24 protein-coding genes and 3 pseudogenes are annotated in these 23,436 nt (G+C 42.4%); 4 read left to right on the plus strand and 23 right to left on the minus strand.

What is annotated here, in order from left to right; genetic code table 11:
• Positions 1-60: 60 nt before the first annotated feature.
• Complete coding sequence (locus Q5C82_RS07500) at positions 61-714, plus strand: spore coat protein (protein ID WP_032727227.1); 654 nt, start codon at positions 61-63, stop codon at positions 712-714.
• Here the strand turns inward: Q5C82_RS07500 and Q5C82_RS07505 are convergent.
• Positions 646-1,614 (minus strand): hypothetical protein, encoded by a 969-nt coding sequence (locus Q5C82_RS07505; protein ID WP_003224097.1) that lies wholly within the window; start codon positions 1,612-1,614, stop codon positions 646-648. The two genes, Q5C82_RS07500 and Q5C82_RS07505, sit on opposite strands and share 69 nt — an antisense overlap.
• Positions 1,615-1,733: 119 nt before the next feature.
• Positions 1,734-2,321, minus strand: coding sequence for a YhcN/YlaJ family sporulation lipoprotein (locus Q5C82_RS07510; protein WP_003224095.1), 588 nt, complete (start codon positions 2,319-2,321; stop codon positions 1,734-1,736).
• Between the two features lie 190 nt (positions 2,322-2,511).
• Between Q5C82_RS07510 and Q5C82_RS07515 the strand changes: the two genes are divergently transcribed.
• Positions 2,512-2,913 (plus strand): hypothetical protein, encoded by a 402-nt coding sequence (locus Q5C82_RS07515; protein ID WP_079996526.1) that lies wholly within the window; start codon positions 2,512-2,514, stop codon positions 2,911-2,913.
• Positions 2,914-2,954: 41 nt separating this feature from the next.
• On the opposite strand, the gene tcyP is transcribed toward Q5C82_RS07515, so the two are convergent.
• Positions 2,955-4,346, minus strand: coding sequence for an L-cystine transporter TcyP (gene tcyP, locus Q5C82_RS07520; protein WP_003224092.1), 1,392 nt, complete (start codon positions 4,344-4,346; stop codon positions 2,955-2,957).
• Positions 4,347-4,516: 170 nt separating this feature from the next.
• Between tcyP and Q5C82_RS07525 the strand changes: the two genes are divergently transcribed.
• A complete protein-coding gene (locus Q5C82_RS07525; RefSeq protein WP_032727228.1) occupies positions 4,517-5,596 on the plus strand; it encodes a GGDEF domain-containing protein in 1,080 nt (359 codons plus the stop codon).
• 2 nt (positions 5,597-5,598) lie between these two features.
• On the opposite strand, the gene Q5C82_RS07530 is transcribed toward Q5C82_RS07525, so the two are convergent.
• Positions 5,599-6,429: a MetQ/NlpA family ABC transporter substrate-binding protein gene (locus Q5C82_RS07530; RefSeq protein ID WP_003224088.1), complete on the minus strand. Its 831-nt coding sequence runs from the start codon at positions 6,427-6,429 to the stop codon at positions 5,599-5,601.
• Positions 6,430-6,866: 437 nt separating this feature from the next.
• On the opposite strand from Q5C82_RS07530, the gene cspB reads away from it, so the two are divergent.
• Positions 6,867-7,070, plus strand: a complete 204-nt coding sequence (cspB, locus tag Q5C82_RS07535) for a cold shock-like protein CspB (protein ID WP_003224086.1) — start codon at positions 6,867-6,869, stop codon at positions 7,068-7,070.
• Positions 7,071-7,159: 89 nt separating this feature from the next.
• Here cspB and Q5C82_RS07540 read toward each other — a convergent pair.
• From Q5C82_RS07540 to queG, 19 genes and pseudogenes are all read right to left on the minus strand, one after another.
• Positions 7,160-8,098, minus strand: a pseudogene (locus Q5C82_RS07540) (ABC transporter permease).
• Positions 8,091-9,008 (minus strand): ABC transporter ATP-binding protein, encoded by a 918-nt coding sequence (locus tag Q5C82_RS07545; protein WP_003224072.1) that lies wholly within the window; start codon positions 9,006-9,008, stop codon positions 8,091-8,093. Before Q5C82_RS07545 ends, Q5C82_RS07540 begins: the two are co-directional and overlap by 8 nt.
• Positions 9,009-9,020: 12 nt before the next feature.
• A complete protein-coding gene (locus Q5C82_RS07550; RefSeq protein ID WP_003224071.1) occupies positions 9,021-9,719 on the minus strand; it encodes an ABC transporter ATP-binding protein in 699 nt (232 codons plus the stop codon).
• A gap of 1 nt (position 9,720) precedes the next feature.
• Positions 9,721-10,086, minus strand: coding sequence for a GntR family transcriptional regulator (locus tag Q5C82_RS07555; protein ID WP_003224069.1), 366 nt, complete (start codon positions 10,084-10,086; stop codon positions 9,721-9,723).
• Between the two features lie 2 nt (positions 10,087-10,088).
• Complete coding sequence (locus Q5C82_RS07560; protein ID WP_003224067.1) at positions 10,089-10,850, minus strand: hypothetical protein; 762 nt, start codon at positions 10,848-10,850, stop codon at positions 10,089-10,091.
• 38 nt (positions 10,851-10,888) lie between these two features.
• Positions 10,889-10,991 (minus strand): annotated as a pseudogene (locus tag Q5C82_RS07565) (hypothetical protein); the annotation flags it as partial.
• Positions 10,991-11,365, minus strand: a complete 375-nt coding sequence (locus Q5C82_RS07570; protein WP_003224065.1) for a hypothetical protein — start codon at positions 11,363-11,365, stop codon at positions 10,991-10,993. The pseudogene Q5C82_RS07565 and the gene Q5C82_RS07570, both read right to left, overlap by 1 nt.
• A 12-nt stretch (positions 11,366-11,377) precedes the next feature.
• Positions 11,378-11,908, minus strand: a complete 531-nt coding sequence (locus Q5C82_RS07575; protein ID WP_003224063.1) for an NAD(P)H-dependent oxidoreductase — start codon at positions 11,906-11,908, stop codon at positions 11,378-11,380.
• Between the two features lie 22 nt (positions 11,909-11,930).
• The gene (locus Q5C82_RS07580) at positions 11,931-13,529 is read right to left on the minus strand and encodes an MFS transporter (protein ID WP_003224061.1); all 1,599 of its coding nucleotides are present in this window, start codon (positions 13,527-13,529) and stop codon (positions 11,931-11,933) included.
• A gap of 40 nt (positions 13,530-13,569) precedes the next feature.
• Positions 13,570-14,236: pseudogene (locus Q5C82_RS07585) on the minus strand (HlyD family efflux transporter periplasmic adaptor subunit).
• Between the two features lie 35 nt (positions 14,237-14,271).
• Complete coding sequence (locus Q5C82_RS07590) at positions 14,272-14,736, minus strand: MarR family transcriptional regulator (RefSeq protein WP_003224058.1); 465 nt, start codon at positions 14,734-14,736, stop codon at positions 14,272-14,274.
• 160 nt (positions 14,737-14,896) lie between these two features.
• Complete coding sequence (yhbH, locus tag Q5C82_RS07595) at positions 14,897-16,075, minus strand: sporulation protein YhbH (protein ID WP_003224054.1); 1,179 nt, start codon at positions 16,073-16,075, stop codon at positions 14,897-14,899.
• Between the two features lie 179 nt (positions 16,076-16,254).
• A complete protein-coding gene (gene prkA / locus Q5C82_RS07600) occupies positions 16,255-18,150 on the minus strand; it encodes a serine/threonine protein kinase PrkA (RefSeq protein ID WP_003224051.1) in 1,896 nt (631 codons plus the stop codon).
• 348 nt (positions 18,151-18,498) lie between these two features.
• A complete protein-coding gene (locus Q5C82_RS07605; protein WP_003224049.1) occupies positions 18,499-19,206 on the minus strand; it encodes a hypothetical protein in 708 nt (235 codons plus the stop codon).
• A gap of 11 nt (positions 19,207-19,217) precedes the next feature.
• Positions 19,218-19,931 (minus strand): polymer-forming cytoskeletal protein, encoded by a 714-nt coding sequence (locus Q5C82_RS07610; protein ID WP_003224046.1) that lies wholly within the window; start codon positions 19,929-19,931, stop codon positions 19,218-19,220.
• On the minus strand, positions 19,922-20,563 hold the full coding sequence (locus Q5C82_RS07615) for a YhbD family protein (protein WP_003224044.1): 642 nt from the start codon (positions 20,561-20,563) through the stop codon (positions 19,922-19,924). Before Q5C82_RS07615 ends, Q5C82_RS07610 begins: the two co-directional genes overlap by 10 nt.
• 123 nt (positions 20,564-20,686) lie before the next feature.
• On the minus strand, positions 20,687-21,169 hold the full coding sequence (trmL, locus tag Q5C82_RS07620; protein WP_072183318.1) for a tRNA (uridine(34)/cytosine(34)/5-carboxymethylaminomethyluridine(34)-2'-O)-methyltransferase TrmL: 483 nt from the start codon (positions 21,167-21,169) through the stop codon (positions 20,687-20,689).
• Positions 21,170-21,206: 37 nt separating this feature from the next.
• Entirely contained in the window at positions 21,207-22,136 is a 930-nt protein-coding gene (locus Q5C82_RS07625; RefSeq protein ID WP_013307944.1) for an amidase domain-containing protein, read from the minus strand.
• A 67-nt stretch (positions 22,137-22,203) separates the two neighbouring features.
• Entirely contained in the window at positions 22,204-23,364 is a 1,161-nt protein-coding gene (gene queG / locus Q5C82_RS07630) for a tRNA epoxyqueuosine(34) reductase QueG (RefSeq protein WP_003224038.1), read from the minus strand.
• Positions 23,365-23,436: the final 72 nt, after the last annotated feature.

A 23,436-nucleotide genomic window follows, 5' to 3' on the forward strand; every position in this document is an offset into this window, starting at 1 on the left:
ATAAATCGCGGCAGACTGACACAAAATACAGCTGATCTGAAAAAAAAGGAGGAATTCGGTTTGGATCAGTTAAATCAGCAGCAGCAATCCCAGATGAACAAAGGTATTCCTGGCAAGCCGCATAAAAATCACGGCGGACATGAAATGTTTGATATGCACGAGGTACTTTCCGGAACACTTACTGTGCTTGATCAGTTTATGATGCTGAGACAATTTTGTAAGGATCAGGAATTATTAAACATCCTTGATCGCCAATATCAATTCATTACGTCTCAATATAACTTAACTGCAGAATGCTTCAAAACAGGAAGCGAACCTTCACAAAAAACAGCAACTTATATGATGAAGGAAGACAACCAGACTGTTTACGGCATGCAGCCGTCACAGCCTAAAAAACCGGTTCAATCCATGAATGATATTGATGACAGCATCATCAGCCGACAAATGCTTTGCGCGATTAAAGCACAGGCCTCTATGCTGACGATGGCTTCTCTGGAAATGACAAACCCAGCCGTAAGACGCGTACTGTCTGCGCAAATTCAGCAGTATGTTGAAATGGCTTTTGAAATTTTCCTATACCAAAACAAACACGGCTATTACCAAGTTCCTCAGCTAGATGCGCAGGATATGGAACAATTGAGAAATTCATTTGCTCCGGCACAAGGACAAATGCCTCCAACTCAAGGTGGTATGGGCCAGCAAGGACTTCATTAATAACAAAGGCATTGGATAAATACTATCCAATGCCTCACTGTTTTCTTCAAATGTGTTTTTAAAATCTTTTTCAAACTGATCAAGACTTTCCTTTGTTGCCGATTGAAATCCTTTTTTAAAGTCCCCTTTTTTTGCCGTTTCCTTTATTATTTCTGAAATAATGTCTTTCCCGTATTTGTCCGTCAGCTCATTGATCATATAAAAGCTTTGCAAATAGACGTCAGTGTCATATTCGACTCGGGCTTCCTGCCAATCTTGATCTGTCTGCAAACGGTCAAAGGGCACAACAGAGAACGTGATCGGATCTATGAGCAATTCATAGTTCGCGATCCACTCGCTTAACCCTTCGTGAAACCATAATGGAAACTCATCGGGATCTGCTTCAAGCTCCTTTAATTTCTGGTGAAACGCATGGTGCGTGTATTCATGAATCAACAATCTCTGGTACAAATAAACCGCTACTTCGTCACCTTCTAAAAGTTTCTTTTTCTCTTCAGGCAACAATCCAATCAGCTGCTCCCGTTCAGAATAAAAACCGACGACATCCAGTAAACCGGAGTAAGCCTCCATCTGTTTTTCATTAGGAAAAAAAATAATATCAATAGGCTTTTGATTCGAATATCCAATCATAATCTGATTAATACTGACCGCATATTCAAGCGTATCTTTCGTCAATGGCAGTAAGGACTTTTCCTTAGAAGTGTAATAAATATCGGCCTGTTTGAATGACTCTTTCTTCATGTGCTTCGTCACTTGTTCTTTTGTTATACCAGATGCCTGCCCTGGCAAAGACAGTATATACATCGTGCTTGATACGATGGCCGAGCTTACAGCCAGCATCACAAGGACTCCGCACAGGAATAGAGCGGATGCCGCACGCTTTCCTATGCCATCCCGCAAACGTCTCCCTCCCTGAGCCGGTCCGTCTTGTACCTTTTATTTTTACTCTATGCAGCCTGCATTCGCGGTGTGTCATTAACGCAAAGAAAAAGCCGCACAAATTATGCGGCTTTTTTCATTTATTCAGCTTGCGGGAATATACGCTGTACAGTTTCACTGAATTCATCAAAGAATCCTGCAATCGGATCGCCATTTTGTATCCGCTCGCCATATCCCTGCATTCGGTCTACAAAGTCTGGATTCGCAGAAACGTAAACATTATCCATGTTTTTATCAGTGTCTCTCACTTTATCAGAAATTTTCTTTTTGAGATCTTTTCCAACTTCTTTATTTCCATTTGTTAATACAACCGCAACATATGCTTGATTTCCAGCAACAATTACATTTGCATGTTTTACTTCTTTCATATCTGTGATTTTATCGGCAGCGTCGTCAGCAACTTCTAATTTACGGTTATCATTACCGTTGTTATTGTTGCCGTTATCATTATTGTTGACATTGTCAGTTACATTATTATCGACATTGTCACGATTATTATTGGCAGCGTTATTATTTCTAGTGCCATTATCGTTTACCGGATTTCGGTAGTTAACATTTTCTGGATTTGCATTATCACGTCTGCCCTCACCCTGATTGGCCATACCGCAGCCAGTCATAAGCAAAGGGATAAGAAGCATGGACGCAAGGACTTGTTTTTTTCCAAGCATGTGAATTCCTCCTTTATCACTTTACTTATAGGTTTTTCTAATTGGCTCTAATTATGCATGAAAATATAACGGAAATGCTTTCCCGGGAAATAAAGCGGTTAATTTGTCTAATTAGAGGGGAAAATATCAATACACTTATAAAGGAGGGATCACGTTGTTCAATCAGCGAAAAGGACTCAGCCCCGCAGCAATGATTATAGGGTCAACTTTGCTTATTGCTGCTTTATCACCACAGATCCGCCAAAGAATTAGCGGGTTTATTTCAGGACAAATGAACAGACAAAATTCTAAAAATAACATGTTTGATGCTTCTAATGTAGGAAATATGGTCAAACAAGCACTTGGCGGCGGTAATAATCAGGAACGTTCGCAAAATCAAAGCCAACAGCAAAATGGCCGTCAGCATCAGCACGCTGGAGCGCAGCAAACCCAGCATCAGCATACCCAGACTCAAACTAGGCAAACTGAGACAGCTGCGAAAAAAAGACAGCCGCATTATGCTGAACCCATTCAATTTGAACAAAGCGCTATGAATGTGATGGACGACAACACCATGATGGAAATGCTGGAGGACTTAGAACCCGGACGTTAAAAAAAACGTGTAATCCAAGGTGGATTACACGTTTTCATATGTTACGCTTCTTCGGCTTCGATCACCCTGGTTTGATCATTGAATATACCTGAATCAATTTCCTTCGTTACCTTACTCGTAATGAGACCTGATGTCATACTTCCGCTGACATTCAGAGCAGTACGCCCCATGTCGATTAACGGTTCGATTGAGATTAATAAACCGGCGAGTGCAACAGGCATATTTAATGATGATAAAACAAGAAGCGCCGCGAATGTCGCTCCGCCGCCAACTCCGGCCACACCGAAGGAGCTAATGGCAACGACTGCGATAACTGTGATAATAAACACCGGGTCAAACGGATTTTGGCCGATAGTCGGAGCAATCATCATCGCCAGCATCGCAGGATAAATGCCGGCGCATCCATTTTGGCCGATCGAAAGACCGAACGAACCGGCAAAGTTTGCGATTCCTTCCGGCACACCCATGCTTTTCTGTGTTTTAATATTCAGCGGCAAAGCACCCGCGCTTGACCGTGACGTAAACGCAAATACAAGTACAGGCAGCGCCTTTTTCAAATAAACAATCGGATTCAAACCGCTGAGCGTCAGCAGCAGCAAATGAATGATAAACATTGTGATTAACGCGGCATACGAAGCAACCACAAACATTCCTAATTTTAGAATGCTGTCAATATCACTCGTCGCAATCGTTTTTGTCATAATGGCCAGCACCCCATAAGGCGTCAATCTCAAAATGAGGGTGACAACACGCATGACAATGGCATAAACGGCATCAACCATTTTTTTAAATGTTTCTGCCTGTTCCGGCTGTTTATGCTTCACACCGAGGAATGCCATTCCAAGGAAAGCGGCAAAAATAACGACCGCGATCGTTGAAGTCGGTCTAGCTCCCGTAAAATCTAAAAACGGGTTTCCTGGCAGCAGTTCGACAATCTGCTGCGGCAGCGATTTCGCTGTCATATCTTCTGATTTTTGCTGAAGCTCCTGTCCCCGTGAAAGCTCTGTATCCCCTTGGTCAACCTGAATCGCCTGCAGGTCAAAAGAAAGCGCGGAGGCAATACCGACAGCTGCCGCTACAGCTGTTGTCGCTACTAATATCCCGATAATCAAACCGCTGATTTTTCCGAGATTTTTTGTCAGCTTCAGCTTTGTAAATGCGCCGAGAATTGAAATAAAAACGAGCGGCATGACAACCATTTGAAGCAATTTGACATACCCGCCCCCGGCAATATTAAACCAGTCAGCTGTTTGAATGACTATATTTGAAGTCGGGCCGTAAATCAGCTGAAGTGCAAATCCGAATACAATCCCCAGCCCCAGCGCAGTAAATACACGTTTAGAAAAGGAAACATGTTTTTTCTGCATAACAAAAAGCCCTAAGATAAGTAAAAATAAAATAAATACATGTAATACAACTAGTAAAGTCTCCAAAGCAGGTAAACTCTCCCTTCAGATTTTCTCATTTACTATATTACACTAATTCCGATAGGTCAAGTGCGAATTATTCCAACTAAGGATTCAAGTAAAAAACCTTATATAATCCCTTTTTTGTTCTTTTCTTTCCCTTCCATCTTTAGTACCTTATATAAGGGTGATAATATTTGTTGAAAGAACTGTTTGTAAACTTGACCATTTTAATCACATTTAATTATCTCTTCACCCACCTGTTTAAAGAAAGGTTAGTACATAAAAAAGACAGCATATCCTTCCAAGCTGTTAAAGGACTGGCCTGCGGTTTGCTCGGGGTTATTCTAATGGTTTTTGGATTTACCTATCAGCATTCAATCATTGATCTTCGAAATATCCCTATTATGATTGCCGCTCTTTATGGGGGCTGGGTTTCAACGGCAACGGCCTTGATTATGCTCGCTGCAGGCCGCATGCTGATCACGATGAACACATCTGCAATATACTCGGTTATTATCATTTGTATCGCTGCCATCCCGTCACTCATTGTTTCTAGAAGAAAAAAAGTTGAATTAAAACATGCTTTCTATCTTTTAATGATCACAAATAGCATGATCTCCTTTTCCTTTTATTTTCTTATAGATTTACATTCATATGAACTTCACTTCTATTTTTGGATTACCTCAATAGCTGGCGGCATGCTCAGTTTATATATTATTGATCATGAAACAAATGCACACCTTCTTTTTAAACAATACAAGTTTCAAGCGCACTTTGACTTTTTAACAGGCATTTATAACCGTAGAAAGTTTGAAGAAATCACACAAGTTCTGTATGAACAAGCGGCCAATACCCCGCATTTTCAATTCGCACTGATTTATATGGATATCGACCATTTTAAAGCCATCAATGACCAATACGGCCATCATGAAGGGGATCAGGTGCTGAAAGAGCTGGGTTCACGTCTGAAGCAGAGCATCCGAAATACTGATCCTGCCGCACGGATTGGCGGTGAGGAATTTGCCGTGCTCCTGCCGAACTGTACGCTTGATAAAGCAGCCCAGATCGCGGAACGGATCAGATGTGCTGTCAGTGACACACCAATTAGATTAACAAATGGCGAAGAGCTGTCAGTTACGATATCACTGGGGGCCTCTCATTATCCCAATAATACGGAGCATCCAGAATCTTTGCCGATTCTTGCCGATCAAATGCTGTACAAAGCGAAAGAAACGGGACGAAACAAAGTATGCTTCTCAGAAAAAAAAGAATGAATTCAATGTTCGAATTCATTCTTCCAATCTGAAAGACGTTTTAAAGGCAGAAAAGCCGGTACAAGATCTCCCTGATACTCATTTTCTATAAATGCCGCTGTATCATCAGCGTGATAGAGCTCAAGAATGGTTTGCAGCGCTTCCCGATCTTGGTCCTCCGCTCTGACAACAATCAAATTCATCTCTTCCTTAGACATTAGTCCGCCGCTCTTTATGGTATGTTTCTCAGGGTTCAGTCCCGCTTTTTTTGCTTCAGACGGTTTCATGACAAACACGTCGGCGCCGCTCACTGCATCCTGTTGCCGGACAGCTTTTAATTTCAGGTGCCTCGGATTATCTTTAATCATATCGACTGAACCTGTTCCGTTAAATCCGTTTTTCAACGTTAGCAACCCTGCCTCCTGAATCACCGTAAGCGCCCTGCCAAAATCGAGTGCTTTATCCGGTACAGAAACGACAGCTCCTCGTGGTATATCTTGGATTCGGTTATATCGTTTTGAATAAATGCCCATAGGCGTTATGTATGTCGTACCGAGCGGTGCCAGCTTCAGTTTGTATTTTTGGGTGAACGACTGAAAATATGAAATGTTTTGAAAGGCGTTGGCATCAATTTCTTTGTTAGCAAGCGCGATATCAGACTCCGCATAATCAGAAAAAGGTATCAGCTGAATATCCAGCCCTGCTTCTTCAGCTTTTTTAGCAATATAGTTCCATATTGCTTCGTCAGACTCAGCAATTCCGATTTTTATCGTTTCATGTTCTGCTGATGGTGAGCATGCAGTAAATGAAACGAGAAGAACAACAACGAAACTGCATAAAAGCCACTTTTTCATTGTGACCATACTCCTATCTATGTATTAGAGCATGCAAGCAATATCAGACATAAAAATCATACGCTCTCTTAGTTGATAAACGTTGTCATTTGTAATATTGATTAACTTTTACCTTACTCATATCCAATAAGGTTGTCAATTCCTATTACATTGTCTTCCCGAAAAGAAGGAATATCTAAGGCAAACGTATGATCACATATCGAGAAAACAGATGAATTTCCGTAAATAAATATCAAATTGAAAAATAAATATGGTATTTTCCGAAAAAAGTTTCATTTAGCAGTTGTTTTTTTTGAGGATTACTGGTAGAGTAAAGGTAATTATTTTTGTTCGAACTATCTTTAAGAAGAAAGTTTTGTAAGAGTTTTCGTCTTGAAAGTTTGTTAAGAGCAAGAATAGTGAATTTAAGCGTTATGATCGCTTTAGGAGGAAATTTCATGTTAGAAGGTAAAGTAAAATGGTTCAACTCTGAAAAAGGTTTCGGATTCATCGAAGTAGAAGGTCAAGACGATGTATTCGTTCATTTCTCTGCTATTCAAGGCGAAGGCTTCAAAACTTTAGAAGAAGGCCAAGCTGTTTCTTTTGAAATCGTTGAAGGAAACCGCGGACCACAAGCTGCTAACGTTACTAAAGAAGCGTAAGCATAAATTGATATGAAAAACTGCAGGTGCAAACCTGCAGTTTTTATTTCGATAAAAAAGCTGTTTTGCATAAGCAAAACAGCTTTTTTTTAGTTTGCAATATCCCGTTTCATGAAGATTCCGAAAGCAAGCAACAGGAAGATGATAAAGTATCACCAGCATAGCGATAGAGAACGTCATAGTCATCCCTTTTATTAACGGTGTGCCATCCACATACTGAGACAAATCTACATTAGCAAACAATATATACTTCGCCCAGTCAAATTTCGTTGCAATAAATGCAGTGGCAGTCGTACCGGCTACCAACAAAAAGATGGAAAACCCTACTGCAAGAGAGCTGTTTCTAAATACAGCGGACAGCATAAATGCCATCGTCGCTACCATTAAAGCCGCGACGGATTCAGAAAGATACGTTGTGGCCAAATGCCCCATCATGTTTTGCTCAATGACATGTCCATCCTTATAGATTAAATGAATATTCGCGGCAGTGTCACCGCCTGTCCCGAAAAAGATCAGTCCCAGCAAAGTAGAACCTATAAATAAATAAACAGCAATAAGAAACCAAACAAGAGAACTGTAATATATTTGGAGAGCAAAATCTGAAAACGGCTGAGCGGGCGGATCATTAATAGCTTTATGGTACCCCAATTAAATTCGTTCGCGACAATTCCGGCTGCGATAATAATGGTAAACAGTCCGGTAAGGATTGTAAAACCTGCTGAATCCGTTACATAAGACCATACCGTATAGCCTGTGTCACCGGGGATATTATGCTCTATGCGATAGTCGTTGAGTGTGATTGTTTCTTTATATCCATCTTTCAGTGAAGGATTTTCTTTAATTTCTTTCTTTAATTCGGCATTTTCTGCTTGAAGTTCTTGTTTCCAATGGGGATTTGATTCACCAGCAGAAAAATGATTCGCCAGAAATGCAAACCCAACCATTGTTAGCCCCAAAATTCCGATCATCACCCATGTTCCGGCACGGCTGAAAATTTTGATCCACTCATTATAAATCAAATTAAGCATGTTGAACCTCCTCTTTTGCTTCACCTGTCATTTCTAAGAAACGGTCCTCTAACGATTTTGTCACTACTTTAACTTCATAAATGCGGACTTGCTGCATCACCAGCAATTCAATAGCCCTAGGGACTTCGTCTTTAGCCAGTTTGACTTCTACACCATTTGTCTTCTTCACCAAATTGTACTCCTTCAGAACAGAAGCGGCTTCATTCGGCTGCTCAACTTGAAAGAAATATGTATCGTTCTCATCAGTGATTTCATCTCTCACATTTTGAATATCGATAAGCTTTCCTTTTTGCAGAATCGCAATTCGGTCACACATCAGTTCCATTTCTGACAGCAGGTGGCTTGAGACGATGACAGCCATTCCTTTTTCTCGCGTCAGTTTCTTTAAATGATCTCTGATTTCCCTGATCCCCGCCGGATCAAGGCCATTTGTCGGTTCATCCAAAATCAGCACTTTCGGGTCATGAAGAAGACATTGGGCCAAGCCAAGACGCTGTCTCATCCCAAGAGAATACGTTTTCACCTTGTCATGGATTCTGTCTGTTAAACCGACCAGCTCAACGACTTCATCAATTTTTTCCTTCGTGACACCCTTGACCATCCTTGCGTATTGCTGGAGATTTTTATATCCGCTCAAAAATTTATACAGCTCTGGATTCTCGACAATAGCCCCAATATGCTTAATCGCCTTTGCATACTCTTTCGTAATTGATTGGCCGCAAATGAGCACATCACCTTTTGACAGCTTCATTAACCCCACCATCATCCGGATAGTTGTCGTTTTCCCTGCTCCGTTCGGCCCCAAAAAACCGAATACTTCGCCTTCACGAATCGAAAAACTCAGATGATCAATGATCGTTCGGCCTCTGATGTTCTTTGTTACATCTTTCAATTCCAATACTATTTTCATCGAATTCCTCCTCTAGCAAACTTCCATTTTTGATTTAAACCATTGCAATACAGACATGCCTTCCTGCTCACGAATGTCTTCCACATCACGCTGCTCAACTTTTTCTCCATTTGCAAGTATGATTACTTCATCTAGCAAAGTTTCAATTTCATCAATTTCATGCGTCGCGATCACGACAATTTGCTGCTCAAAATCAATGTATGACACCAAGCTGTTTACGATGGAGTCCCTGACCATCGGATCAAGCCCGGAAAAAGGTTCATCAAGCAAGATGACAGATGCCCGTCTAGCTAAAGCAAGGACAATTTTCAGCCTTCCCCGATTTCCTTTTGATAACTTTTTGATCTTTTTTTCCGGATCAAGCTGCATCTCATTCAAAAGCTTATAAGCTTGTTCTGTTTGAAAATCAGAAAATTGCGACTGATAAAAATTCACCATTTCCTTTACAGTGAAATGCGCATAAAACATATCAAGCTCTGTAAGATAAGCCGTTTGACGCACCATCTCTCTCGTAACCGGCTTTTCATCCGCTTTAACGAATCCTGAAGTCGGAAAGAGAAGGCCAGCCATCATTTTTAAGGTCGTTGACTTGCCGCTGCCGTTAGGTCCGATCAGTCCATAAATTCGTCCGGATGATAAGGTGATGGATACATCATTGACGGCGATGTGGCGGCCGTATTTTTTTGATACATGTTCTAAGTTGATTTCCATTTTAGCTCCCCTCAGTGAATGTTTTAATCCTTTCTACCATTTCCTCTTTCGTTAGCCCCAGCTCTGTCATTTGCTTCACAAAGCCTTCCAGCACTTCTCGTGTCAGCCTGTCCTTCAGCTCATCTACAATTTCTGCTTTCTCCGCAATATATGTGCCTTGACCTCTTCTTGTCTCCACAATACCCAGCCTTTCCATCTCACTGTATGTTCTTTGAATTGTATTGGGATTTACCTTGGTTTGAATCGCCATTTCTCTTACAGAAGGAAGCTTGTCTCCTGGGAGCAGCTCCTTCCTGACCAGCTGATAAAAGATCTGATCTGCGATTTGCAGATAAATCGGTTTCGAGGATTGGAAATGATTGTCCATATTCACACCTCTACTTTACGATCAAGCAGTTTTGAAGCCATGATGAGCAGCAAGACCGTGATGATTATAGCAATAGGAAACCCTAGCACAGACAGATGTATAGGTTTTAATTCCAATCTCCAAACGTTGTGGAAGTGGAATTCAAAATTGCAATAAACTGTTACCGGCCAGAAATGCTTTTGAGATTCAATCAAAGGGCTTATGATATATTCATCGAAGAAGAACCACACAGCGACCAACAGAACCATCGCAGCCCACCGCATTCCGCGCCAATTCCTGAGAGAGTGAAAAACAGCCCAAAATACGATGACTGTTACTGACATATATAACGAGGAAATAAGCCCGTATATATTCAGCAAAACCACTGTACTTGTTATATCAGCTTGATGCTCCAGCAGATTATTTACAGAGAGCATATGATAAATCCAAATACCATAGGCTGTTAATGCCAATTGAATCACAAATTGATAGAGCAAAGACGCTGCCAATTTTGAAGAAAACAGCCAGAAGCCGCCATTTGGATTGTACAGCCAAAGCTGCGATTTCCCTTCCTTGCGAAGATGATAAAACAAAAAAACAGGAGATAAGAAAAGTAGAAAAAAAGCAACTGCAACAAAAAAACCAAAAATGACTAGAGGTTCTTTCGTACGAGAAGCAATGATATGGCCTGTTCCCAATAAGAAAATGATTCCGCATATCCATACTAGCAGCCACATTCTTGAAAGCTTTATATCTTTTTTTAATAGACCTAAAAAAGAATCCATGTCTTTACCTCCCTGAAGCCTCTTCGGTCAAAGTCTAACACAACATATTCCATGGATTTATTTGATAAAAAAACATAATACATACATATAAACAGCAAAAAAGGCAAATCCGCCATGAGTAAACGGATTTGCCTTTTTGATTACTTTTTCTTATTTTTCATGGAGAGCAGTGCATCACGATAGCTGCGGTCCTGCATTTTGTCACTTTCCTCAGCGACCTCTTCTTCTGCCTGATCTGCATCAGAATGCTTAAACTTTTGCAGCGCCTGCCTGTAAATATCATCTCCCATTGTGTCACGTTTCTCTTTTGGAGAATCGCTTTTGACAACGGATGGCGTATGCTCGGCAGCCCTTGCTTCAGCAGGGTATTGCGCTTCGTTTTTTTCCTCTTCTGGAGGGGCGATTCTATCAGTTGCTTCTTGCTTCTCGGGTCCAGGTGAGGCATTGCGGACGTTAAACGTAATAAGGGCCGCAATGACAATGACAGCAGCAATAATTGCTATAATAATGGCCATTTCAACCTCTCCTTACTGTCCTGCTGTTAGGTTTCCTGTAACTTGGCTGACGCGTCTTCCTAAGGCGCGTCCAAGCTGAATACCTTCCTCAGACATTAACTCATCACTGTCAACCGGACAAGTGACGCCTGCTCCGTAATAAGAGCCGTACAGTGCGTTTTCAGGCACGTTGCCAGGCAGACCGACAACAATCATCCCTTGGTGGAACATTGGGGTGATTAAGTTATGCATTGTCATTTCCAAGCCGCCGTGTGTTGTTGCCGTTGTGCAGAATACGGCGCCGACTTTGTTGATCAGCTCGCCTTCAGCCCACAGGTAGCCGAGTCTGTCGATCCAAGTTTTCAGACCTGCACTGATTGTTCCGAAATGCCCCGGGCATCCCCAAATAATCGCGTCCATGTCTTTAAGCTTGCGGATATCCGCCTGATCTACGTGGTCGATGAACACTTCAGCCGCGTCGTTTTCCCGAGCGCCTTCAGCAATCGCTTCTGCCAATACCTTTGTATGTTCGCCTTCACTGTCATACACTACATAAATTTTCATTCAGGAAACCTCCCTGTACAGTTTAAGATTCCTTAACTTCTTTTGGAGCCGGAAGCAATGAAAGCTCCTCTTTTTTCTTCTTGCGCAATTTATCTTTTCTGACGTCACGCAGGAAGATACTTAAAATTAATCCTGCTACGCAGAATAATGTTGCCCACATAAAGGCGTCATTAATCCCCATGACGTTTGAATCGAGTGTCGCGTGTTTATAAATATGAGTGTAAACATACGTTTTCGCTGTCTCATAAGGTACATTCATATTCACCATTAAATTCGAAACTGCATTTTGGAATGCATGGAGGAAGTTCGGGTCCGCCGTGCTTGTTTTATCTGCAATTTGTGAATAATGGAATGTCGTGCGGTTTGTATAAATCGTCGTAATTAAACTTGTTCCGATTGATCCGCTGATTTGGCGGAGCGTGTTGCTCATTGCCGTTCCGTGACTGTTCAGACGGGCAGGAAGCTGGTTCATCCCGGCTGTCATGACCGGCATCATTAAGAGTGACATACCGAATGCACGAATTGAATAGATTAGCATGATGTGCGTATATGGTGTATCAATTGTCAATTGTGTGTATTGATATGTTGTCACCACTGTCACGAGAAGTCCAATAATCGCAAGCGGTCTCGGACCGAATTTATCAAACAAAATACCTGAGATCGGTGACATAATCAGCATCACGATCGCACCTGGAAGCAGAAGCAGACCGGATTGAAGGGCCGTAAATCCGACCAGGTTTTGCAGATAGATCGGTAAAAGGAACATACCAGTGTAAAGTGCCACTGTAATAATAATGTTAATGACACTTGAAAGTGAGAAAATGTCGTATTTAAACACTCTGAAATCAAGCATCGGATCATCATGGCGCAATTGCTGAACCACAAAAGCAACAATTGCAATGACGCCGATTATAACTGTAGACAGTACAATCGGATCGGTCCAGCCGTCAGAACCCGCTTCACTGACTCCGTATAACAAGGATGCGAATCCGACAATCGAGAGGATCGCTCCAAGTGTGTCGAGTTTGATTTTTTGCGGCTCCACCAGATTCTTAAAGATGAAGAAAGCCACGATGATAACAATTGCGCCGATCGGCACAAGTCCGTAAAACATGATGCGCCATGTGTAATGCTCAATAATCCACCCAGAAAGAGTCGGGCCGACCGCTGGAGCAAACATCATCGCAAGTCCGAAAATCCCCATTCCTTTCCCCCTGCTTTCAGGCGGGAAGATTAACAGAATGGTTGTCATAACGAGCGGCTGCAAGATACCTCCGCCCACGGCCTGGATCAAACGGCCGATCAGCATTACAGAGAAGTTAGGTGCGATACCGCAGACTAACGTACCGAGCGTAAAACAGAACATCGCGACGAGAAAGAGACTCCGTTGGCCGAACCGTGTAATCAGGAAGGCAGATAACGGAATCAATACGCCGTTAACAAGCATGTAACCTGTTGTCAGCCACTGAATCGTCGTTGCACTTACGCCAAATTCAGTCATTAAGTGTGGCATTGCGACGTTAAGCAATGTTTGGTTTAGTATTGCCAAAAATAAACCCGCCATTAGCACAATCAGCAATGTCATTGGGCTTTTTGTATTTTTTTCTTTGCCTGTAGCCATCTAAGACAACCTCCTTTCATGGTTTGATGACTGATCTGTTTTACTCAGAAATCTTAACAGATGCATTCATACCAGGAAGCACCTTATCAGATGGGTTTTTGATTGAAATTTTAACAGGAACTTTTTGCGTTACTTTTGTGTAGTTTCCGCTTGAATTTGTAGATGGAAGCATATCAAAAGTTGAGTTAGTCGCATAGCCAATTTCTTCTACAGTACCGTCAAATGTTGTATCAGGGTCTCCGTCAACTACTACGTCTACACTATTTCCTACTTCAATATCGGCAATATCTGTTTCTTTAATATTTGCTGTGATGTACAGGTTGTCCATATCAATGGTTTGCGCAATTGTTGTACCAGCCTGTACAGTTTGTCCGTTTTTCACTTCGTTTTTCACAATTGTTCCATCCATAATGGATTTCACATCAACAGTTTGTTCACCTTTGATTTTTGCAACTGTGTCGCCTTTTTTCACTGTTTTTCCTTCTTCAAGATCCCAGTCGGATACTTTACCTGCTGCTGGAGCTGAGATAGCTGCCATATCGCCGGCTACTTTTGCTTCATCTGTTTTCACGTAGTTTGTGCTTTGATAATAGTAGTAAGCACCTCCGCCTATAATTGCAAGAACAACAATCAAACCGATAATGTTGGTCAGAATTAAACGTCCTCTGTTCATTTTGTTTTTCTCCTTTCGTTTCTTCCTCTATCATTTTGTGGAAAGCTGGTGAAAATATGTGGGAAGTTTTCAATTACCGCTTTTTTCTGAACAGCCTTCAGCGAGCTTCGATAAGCTCCCTGCAAGCTTGCGCAAATATTGAAGCTGAGACGTGTCAAGCTTCTGATACAGGCTCGCGCCCATTTTTGCGTATTGCACAGCGGCTTTCTGTAAAAGTTCTTCCCCCTCTTCGGTTAACTGAATCATTACGATACGGCGGTCATCCGGACTGTCATATCGATTCATCAATTGCCGGTTATATAGGATATCAGTCATCCGCGTTACAGAAGCAGGCTTAAGATCAAGCGACATGGCCAGCTTGCTGAGCGGCGTGCTTCCGCTTTGATGAATTTTAAACATCAGTAAATATTGAAGGACTGTAATATCAAAAGGCTCAAGTACAATCTCCAATATCTTCTTCTGTTTTTTATAGATAGCCCGAGACGTATCGAAGAGCTGTTCAAAACTGAGCAAAGCATGTTCTGATTCAGTCAACTCCTTTTCACCCCAATCCTCAATAATAGTTCACAAGATAAAATATTAATAAATGAAAGAAGATTTGTCAAAGGAAAAATTTCTTTTTTCCCCCGTATTTTTTTCGCAAACGTTTTCTTGCTTTTATTAAATAAAAAAAAGCCCTGAAATGGGCTTTTCATTACGAAAATTGATGGCTTACACCGGACTCTTCATTTCTGAAAAAGTTCTTCAGCGCCTGAAAAACATCAGATTTCTGCTTTAAAATATAGTACTTAAATTTCTCGTCTTTCACATTTTTATATGCAGACATTAACGTTGAATGCCTGTTGTACTGATTGACCTCGCCGTAACAGAATAGATTGGCCTTCTTCATAATATCATTAACCAGTTTCACACAGCGCGCGTTATCCGATGTCAGGTTATCACCGTCAGAAAAATGAAACGGGTAAATGTTGTAGCGGGCGGGATTATACTTTTCGTCAATAAGCTCAAGCGACTTCCGGTATACGGAAGAACAGATTGTTCCGCCGCTTTCCCCCTTTGAGAAGAAGTCTTCTTCCGACACGACTCTTGCTTCTGTATGATGGGCAATAAATTCAATTTCTACAGTCTCATATTTCGTCCGCAAAAAACGGGTCATCCAGAAAAAGAAACTTCTGGCCATGTATTTTTCCCAAACCCCCATACTGCCGCTTGTATCCATCATTGCTAAGACGACAGCTTTTGACTCAGGCTTTGTTATGTCATTCCACGTCTTATACTTCAGGTCCTCCGGGTAAATCGGATAGAACGACGGTTTCCCTGACATCGCGTTTCGTTTAAAAGCTGACATCATCGTTCTTTTCTTATCAATATTACCGGTTAACCCTGTTTTACGGATATCATTAAATTCAATATCTGTATGAATAATATTATCCCGCTCTTTTTGCTGGAGATTCGGAAGTTCTAATTCTTTAAAAAGCGCTTCTTCTAAATCCATTAATGAAACTTCTGCTTCATAATAATCTTCGCCTGCCTGATCACCGGCGCCCTGCCCTTTTCCAGGTCCCTGTTTTTTGTCTGATCCATCCCGGGCCACAACATCTCCAACCTGGCTGTCGCCTTCTCCTTGCCCTACGTGCTTATTTTTATCATAGTTATAACGGATTTTATACTCATCCAGTGAACGGATTGGGATCTTCACTACATCTTTTCCATTAGACATAATAATACTTTCCTCAGTCACGAGGTCCGGAAGATTGTTTTTGATTGCTTCCTGCACTTTTTTCTGGTGGCGCTGCTGGTCATCGAAGCCTTTGCGATGGAGGGACCAGTTTTCCTCAGAAATCAAAAAATGGCCGCTGTCATTTTGGGACATGAATTCCCCTCCTTAACCATTTGTGGTCGTGATACATACGTATTCCGGCTTGTGCCAGATTATGAAACAAGTCTTTCGAAAAGATTTATATTCATCATATGCACAAAAGCACGGTTAATTGACAAACTATTTAGAAAATGGGACAAAATAACCCGCCCTATTCGGACGGGTCACGTTGCTTATCGGTTCAGCAGGCTGCCGACATATTTCAGCAGCTCATTGGCACTCGTCGAGTTGTAGCCGTGTTCATCAATTAAACGGGCCACGACTTCATTTACCTTTTTCAGCTGCTGCTCATCCGGCGTTTTTGTTGAAGTCGTAATTTTAACAACATCCTTCAGATCAGCAAACAACTTTTTCTGAATGGCTTCACGCAGCCTTTCATGAGAATTGTAATCAAACCGCTTACCTTTTCTAGCATAGGCTGAGATCCGGATTAAAATTTCTTCGCGGAACGCTTTTTTGGCGTTTTCCGAAATGCCGATCTGCTCTTCGATTGATCTCATCAGCTTTTCGTCAGGGTTCATTTCTTCTCCTGTCAAAGGATCACGAAGCTTATTTTTATTGCAATAGGCCTCTACGTTATCGAGATAATTGTCCATAAGGGTTTTAGCTGATTCTTCATATGAATACACAAACGCTTTTTGAACTTCTTTTTTTGCAATGTCATCATATTCCTTGCGGGCGGCAGAAATAAAGTTCAAATACCGCTCCCTGTCCTCGCTTGAAATCGAAGGATGCTGATCAAGACCTTCTTTTAAGGAACGAAGAACATCAAGAGAATTGATCGACTCCATATTTTTTCTGATAATCGTTGAAGAAATCCGGTTGATCACGTACCGCGGATCAATGCCGCTCATTCCTTCATCGTTATATTCTTTTTTCATATCCTCAACGTCGACAGAATTATATCCTTCCACACTTTCTCCATCATACAGTCTCATTTTCTTGACCAAATCAATATCCGACCGCTTCGGTTCTTTTAATCGGGTAAGAATCGAGAACATCGCAGCAACCTTCAACGTATGCGGAGCAATGTGAACATCCGACACATCGCTCTCCGCGATCATTTTTTCATAAATTCTCTCTTCCTCAGACACTTTTAAGTTATAAGGGACCGGCATCACGATGATTCTCGAGTGCAGGGCTTCATTTTTCTTATTAGAAATAAATGAGCGATACTCCGTTTCATTCGTGTGAGCCACGATCAGCTCATCAGCAGAAATTAACGCAAATCGCCCGGCTTTAAAATTCCCTTCCTGTGTCAATGAAAGCAAATGCCAGAGAAATTTCTCATCACATTTCAGCATCTCCTGAAACTCCATCATCCCGCGGTTCGCTTTATTCAGCTCTCCGTCAAACCGGTATGCGCGCGGATCTGATTCTGAACCGTACTCAGCAATGGTTGAGAAATCAATACTTCCCGTCAAATCGGCAATATCCTGAGATTTCGGATCAGACGGGCTGAATGTTCCAATTCCCGTACGCTTATCTTCTGAAAAGAAGATGCGTTCAACCTTCACATCCTCAATTCTTCCTCCGTACTCTTCCTCCAGCCTCATGACATTTAAAGGAGAAAGACTTCCTTCTATTCTAATGCCGTATTCTCTGTAAAAGTCATCACGCAAATGATGGGGAATTAAATGTAGAGGGTCTTCGTGCATCGGGCAGCCTTTAATCGCATATACAGCGCCATTATCCGTCAAGGTGTACGCTTCCAGACCTTTTTTCAGCATCGTGACCAGCGTGGATTTACCGCCGCTCACAGGTCCCATCAGCAATAGAATCCGTTTTCTGACATCAAGCCGTTTCGCTGCTGGATGAAAATACTCTTCCACAAGACGCTCCAAAGATTCCTCAAGCCCGAACAGCTCGCGGTCAAAAAAGCTGTACTTCTTACGTCCATCAATCTCCTCTATCCCGCTGTCTTTTATCATATTAAAAACACGAGAATGAGCAGATTGCGCGACCATTGGATTTTCTTTAATAATCTCCAAATAATCGGCGAATGTTCCTTCCCATTTCAGCCGCTGCTCTTCCTCTCTGTACTGTTCAATTTTCTTTAATATATCCATAAGGACCTCCTCCATCATGTTTGATGCGCTATGCAAATAAGGTACTTTGATACAATCTATGCCGCCATCCCGTGATACATGCTTTGGTTTCTTAAAAATAAAGATACTTATACAGCGTTGACAAGGCAGACCGCAACCGTTCATAATGAAGAAAATACAGAATCATCCAGACTCGGACAGCACGGAAAAATTGAAGAGGGGGAGAGACGGTGAAAACAATCATCATGATGGGTGTCATTGTCACTTTTTTAGTATCAATTTTTACTGCAGGGTACGAAAGCAAGCCGGGAAAAGAATAAAAAAGGTGCTCCTCATAAGAGCACCCTTTTTGTATAACAGAACAATGTTTTATAGTTTGGTTTTTTCTTTAATGTTTGAATGATGATCACATTCGCATATGTTTTTGTACTCAATTGTTCCAATGCTGCAACCCGGCCCGATGATCACTTCTTTTCCCCTGACAACCGCCGCCTCGGTATTCTCCAAATAAACCTGATCTCCTTCTATGACGTCGGCAATCAGTTTCACTTTCTTCCGGTTAAAAAAGCTCGCGCGACTTTTCACTGTAATGGCTGTTCCGCCGATTTCCCGCACATGGCTTACATCATGGCTCAATCCAAGCTTGATATCACCCGCATTTAATAAACCTGATACATCAATGCAGCCTGTGACATGGAACATTTCCGTTTCACAGTCACCTTTAACGCTAAGCTTCCCTTTCACATCGCACGATTCTCCAGTCATATTCCCGCAAATTTCAGTCAGGCCCTTTAGATTGAATCGATCAAATTGAAGGAAGCCACTGACTTTCATTGTGCCGTAAATATTGATTCTGCCAGCTGACAGATTACCTTTACATTCACTTTCTCCGAATACACGCAGCCATTCACTCTCCGCTTTCCCGAGAAAAAGACCAGTTCCGAATATGCGGCAGCCCGCGGCAGACAACCCTTCACCGATTACACCTTTACCTTTGATGCTGACATGGTGGTATGCGCCGCCTGCAGCGTGTCCGGTGCCATATAATTTTAAATTTCCCAGTTTTGTTGCCTCCATTACGATCCTCCTCACATCTTCGTGCATGTTTCTACCGATGCGCTCGGATCACAAGTATAGTCCCCGCTATATTCCACGGTTTCAATCTGGCAATTCGGTCCGATTTTCACTTTATTTCCGCGCACGGTTTTCGCATTTGTATTTGTCAGTTCAATCACGTCACCTTCGATCAGTTCAGCCGTTAAAACAGGCTGCGGCATCAGTCTGAGCAATGTCAGCATCCCTTTTCTGCCTGTCACTTGAAGGTGGCGGCAGCCGATCTCACGTACATAACTTTCCCCGGCAGAAAGCTTAATGATCACCTGGTCAGCGTTTAAAAGCCCGCTGACTTTGCATTTCCCTTCCGATTGAAAAGTTTCCGTTTCACAATCCGCTTCCATGACTGTTTTTCCGCTAATGACAATGTCATCAGCCTTGACTGTGCCGCCAAATGTTGTTGATCCAGCAATCTTCAATTGTTTTGCAGATACCTCTCCCTCAATTAAACCTGTTCCGTTAATTCGAATAGATTCTGCTTCAACGTCTCCATGTATCCTTCCTGAACCGCTGATGGTTACCACTTTCGCTTTGACGCTGCCGTCAGCTTTTCCGGTTCCATTAAAAGAAAAAGTGTCACACTCCACGTCCCCGGCCACTGTTCCGCTGCCGTTAATTTCAACTGATTGAAATGTTCCTCCCTTTGAACTTCCTGATCCGTTTATCACCAGATTTTCCATCACATCCATTGATGGCCCTCCTGTATATATGTTGTTTTTAATTCCTCTGACGCTTTTACTAAATCTACCCGTTCCACAACCTTGACGGATGATTCAAACAGAATGCTGTCCGCTGCAGCCGCTATAAAACAAGTTGTGACACCGAGCTTCCGCAGCACAATCAGCTCCGTCTGTTTCTTAATCTCTTCAGTATCATGCTGCTTTAACACCTCTGCAGCCAGTTTTGCTTCTGCCAGACTGACATTACCGGACTGCAGGAGCCCTTCAAGCACATACAACGATAGCAGATCTCGGGAAGAAAAAACCGAATTTCCTCCGCCATCTGAAAAAACATCAAGAGCAGTTCTTGAAATCAATCCTTTATGAATCAATTCATCAGCGGTCATGCTGACATCCTTCATTTTCGGCGACAGCATTTCCCTCATTTCATCCAGTGACAAATTTTCCTTCATCTTTTGAATCATTGAAATGCGTTTTAAAATATCCTCTCTCGGAAAAAACGTTTCTTGCCCTGTAAATGTGGATTTGCGAATAAACCATTCCTCAGGAATTAAGTTTTTCCGCTTCCACCGATACAGCTGACCGTATGAAATCGATGTTTTTTCAAGCAATTCTTTTTTAGAGATTAATTGTTCTTCCATAAGTCCAGCTCCTTTGATGGATTTATTGTAACATAACACTGTTACGTTGTTAAGCCCAAAAAAAACAAAGCATCTCTCTCAGCACAAAAAAATCCGCTCATCGATGATGGGCGGATTTTTTCACTATTTTAAATCACGGTAATTTTGCTGGCGCAGCGCTTCATAAACGAGAATCGCCGCAGTGTTGGACAGATTTAACGATCTAACGTGCTCTGTCATCGGAAGACGCAAGCAGCGGTCCATGTTATTTTGAATTAAATCCTTTGGCAAACCGCTTGTTTCTCTTCCGAATACGAAGAAATAATCCTCATCAAGGTCAGTGTAATCAAACGATGTATGAGGCTGCTGGCCGAATTTCGTGATAAAGAAAAACTGGCCTTTTTGATATTCCTCAAATAATTCTTCTAATGAATCATGATACACAACGTTAACAAACTCCCAATAATCGAGTCCGGCACGCTTCAGCATTTTATCATCCGTTGAAAAGCCGAGCGGACGAATCAGGTGGAGCGTTGTATTGGTTGCTGCACAAGTACGTGCAATATTCCCTGTATTGGCGGGAATTTCTGGTTGATATAAAACGACATGTAATGCCACAATGTTCACCTCTGTTTTTCTTATCCGCCCACCATTATATCATTAATTAGTCTTTTGTCGTATCATCAACGATATGAAAAAAGGCATATCGTATTGACGGCGTGTATGCCGTAGAATCCTCATATGACCAATACCTCATCCGGCTGTCATAGGACTGGGCATTGACAAGCGGCATATTGCCTTTGTCCTTCGCCACGACAATCGTTGTATGATTAAACCGGCCGTCTCCTTCAAAGTCATAGCAAATCACATCGCCCGGCATCAGCTCTTCCGCAGATTTCACCCGCACCGCACGAAGACCGGCCTTTGAATTCGACAAATACATTTTCATAGAGTGAGCCACCGTCCAGCTGTAGCTCCATGAGCTTTGTTTCATCCACCAGCCTGATCCTCTGTTCGGATGGCCGCGCATCGGCGCGCCTCCCGCATGAAAACACTGTGAAATAAAATTCGTGCAGTTATCGCTAAAATTTTTATAAGCCGGGTTGCGCTTGTTCCAAAATTTCTCGGCATATTGCACAGCGCCGAGACGATCGTATTGAAAGGACCTGCCAAACGCTTCCCTTTCCTCTTGAGAATAGTCAATAATACTGGTCCCTTCATGAAATCCAGCCGGTTTCTTCGCAATTTCTTGATCACTAATCAAAATATGATCATAAAGGAATGCCACCCGCTCCTCTATGTGCTCTTCCATATACAAGCTGTCGTCCTGCTCCTTACACACGTATTCGTAATGGATGGTATACGTAAGGCAGGTCGTTCCGTCATCCTCAACCCGCACGTGATCGATGATGGCCTTTGCTTTTGCTTTTATGATGTCAACTTTACGTTTTTCCAGAAGCTTCTTCTTTCGCTCCATGACTTCAAGGTCTCCGACTTCAGACTCTTGTCTCATAGCATGCCCGTTAACCAAATAGCTCAGCCGCTCCTCCGCTAATTGTTCTAAAATGTGCTTCAAGCTCACCCCACCCGCCATACTTTTTTATAGAGAAAAAACACTTGGATACATCTCAAGTGTTTTTTCCTTCTGTTCTATACGTATGTCAGGACAGGCCTTGTTTAGTCATGCCTGAAGCTTTTAGCAGCTCAATTCCTTTTTCAATTTCCAGCTTTGCCTCTTCATCCTGCTCTTTTTCAAGCGCTTTTTCAAGCTCTTCCGCATATGCATGGTCTCCGATTTTACCGATCGCCCATGCAGCTGTTCCTCTGATAACAGGACGCGGGTCCTTATGCATCAGTTCCGTCAATTCAGGCAGTGCAGAAGCATCCTTAAAGTGGGCAAGGGCGAGAATGGCGTTTCGCTGAATCGGTTTCTTCCCGCGCCAAGAACCTGAGACATGTCCGAATTTCTCCTTAAATTCACGGTTGCTGATGGTCAAGAGCGGCTTCAATAACGGTTTGGCTATCTCAGGGTCAGGCTCCATTTCCGGATGAAGGTGAAAGTCCTTCCCCTTATTGAGAGGACACACCGTTTGACACGTGTCGCACCCATACAGGCGGTTTCCAATCTTTGTCCGGAATTCATCAGGCAAAAATCCTTTCGTCTGGGTCAGAAAAGAGATACAGCGCTGCGCATTCAGCTGTCCCGGATTTACAAGTGCTCCCGTCGGACAGGCGTCCAGACATTTTGTGCAGGACCCGCACATATCTTCAATTGGCACATCAGGCTCAAAAGGTATATTCGTAATCATTTCTGCCAAATATACATAAGAGCCATACTCAGGCGTTGTGATCATACAGTTTTTCGCGCTGAATCCGATGCCTGCCCGCTCTGCAACGGCCCGATCAGACAATTCGCCAGTATCGACCATTGACTTTGTTCTGATATCCTCATGCTTGCTTCTCAGAAATTCCTCCAGCAGATCGAGCTTTTCCCTCAGCACATCGTGATAGTCTTTGCCCCAGGAAGCTCTGCAAAAAATGCCCCTGCGCTCAGTTCTCGTGCTTCTCGGCGCGTCCTTCATTCTGGAAGGATATGCGAGAGCGATCGCCACAATTGATTTCGCTTTCGGCAAAAGCAGCTTCGGCGTCACCCTTTTCTCGATATCAGGCTCTTCAAAGCCGGAGAGATAGCCGAGTGATTCTTGAAGAATCAAACGGTCTTTTAAACTGTCAAATGTATCAGCGGTCGTAAAACCAATCTTGTCCACGCCAATGCTTTTCGCGTATTCAATTAATTCTTCTTTGAGCTGATAAACGTTCATGTTTTGCACAGCCTCCTTTCTTTGTGATAAAACGATACAGCGTTTATAATAGGTTGATATCACGTAACTGGA

Source organism: uncultured Bacillus sp., from assembly GCF_958411575.1.
GTDB lineage: Bacteria > Bacillota > Bacilli > Bacillales > Bacillaceae > Bacillus > Bacillus spizizenii.

Coding starts and splice junctions, on each gene's coding strand:
- Q5C82_RS07510 (WP_003224095.1), bottom strand. CDS start 2,321: ATGCTTGGAAAAAAACAAGTCCTTGCGTCCATGCTTCTTATCCCTTTG.
- Q5C82_RS07515 (WP_079996526.1), top strand. CDS start 2,512: ATGATTATAGGGTCAACTTTGCTTATTGCTGCTTTATCACCACAGATC.
- Q5C82_RS07530 (WP_003224088.1), bottom strand. CDS start 6,429: ATGAAAAAGTGGCTTTTATGCAGTTTCGTTGTTGTTCTTCTCGTTTCA.
- cspB (WP_003224086.1), top strand. CDS start 6,867: ATGTTAGAAGGTAAAGTAAAATGGTTCAACTCTGAAAAAGGTTTCGGA.
- Q5C82_RS07545 (WP_003224072.1), bottom strand. CDS start 9,008: ATGAAAATAGTATTGGAATTGAAAGATGTAACAAAGAACATCAGAGGC.
- Q5C82_RS07550 (WP_003224071.1), bottom strand. CDS start 9,719: ATGGAAATCAACTTAGAACATGTATCAAAAAAATACGGCCGCCACATC.
- Q5C82_RS07555 (WP_003224069.1), bottom strand. CDS start 10,086: ATGGACAATCATTTCCAATCCTCGAAACCGATTTATCTGCAAATCGCA.
- Q5C82_RS07560 (WP_003224067.1), bottom strand. CDS start 10,850: ATGGATTCTTTTTTAGGTCTATTAAAAAAAGATATAAAGCTTTCAAGA.
- Q5C82_RS07570 (WP_003224065.1), bottom strand. CDS start 11,365: ATGGCCATTATTATAGCAATTATTGCTGCTGTCATTGTCATTGCGGCC.
- Q5C82_RS07575 (WP_003224063.1), bottom strand. CDS start 11,908: ATGAAAATTTATGTAGTGTATGACAGTGAAGGCGAACATACAAAGGTA.
- Q5C82_RS07580 (WP_003224061.1), bottom strand. CDS start 13,529: ATGGCTACAGGCAAAGAAAAAAATACAAAAAGCCCAATGACATTGCTG.
- yhbH (WP_003224054.1), bottom strand. CDS start 16,075: ATGTCCCAAAATGACAGCGGCCATTTTTTGATTTCTGAGGAAAACTGG.
- prkA (WP_003224051.1), bottom strand. CDS start 18,150: ATGGATATATTAAAGAAAATTGAACAGTACAGAGAGGAAGAGCAGCGG.
- Q5C82_RS07605 (WP_003224049.1), bottom strand. CDS start 19,206: ATGGAGGCAACAAAACTGGGAAATTTAAAATTATATGGCACCGGACAC.
- Q5C82_RS07610 (WP_003224046.1), bottom strand. CDS start 19,931: ATGGATGTGATGGAAAATCTGGTGATAAACGGATCAGGAAGTTCAAAG.
- Q5C82_RS07615 (WP_003224044.1), bottom strand. CDS start 20,563: ATGGAAGAACAATTAATCTCTAAAAAAGAATTGCTTGAAAAAACATCG.
- Q5C82_RS07625 (WP_013307944.1), bottom strand. CDS start 22,136: ATGGCGGGTGGGGTGAGCTTGAAGCACATTTTAGAACAATTAGCGGAG.
- queG (WP_003224038.1), bottom strand. CDS start 23,364: ATGAACGTTTATCAGCTCAAAGAAGAATTAATTGAATACGCGAAAAGC.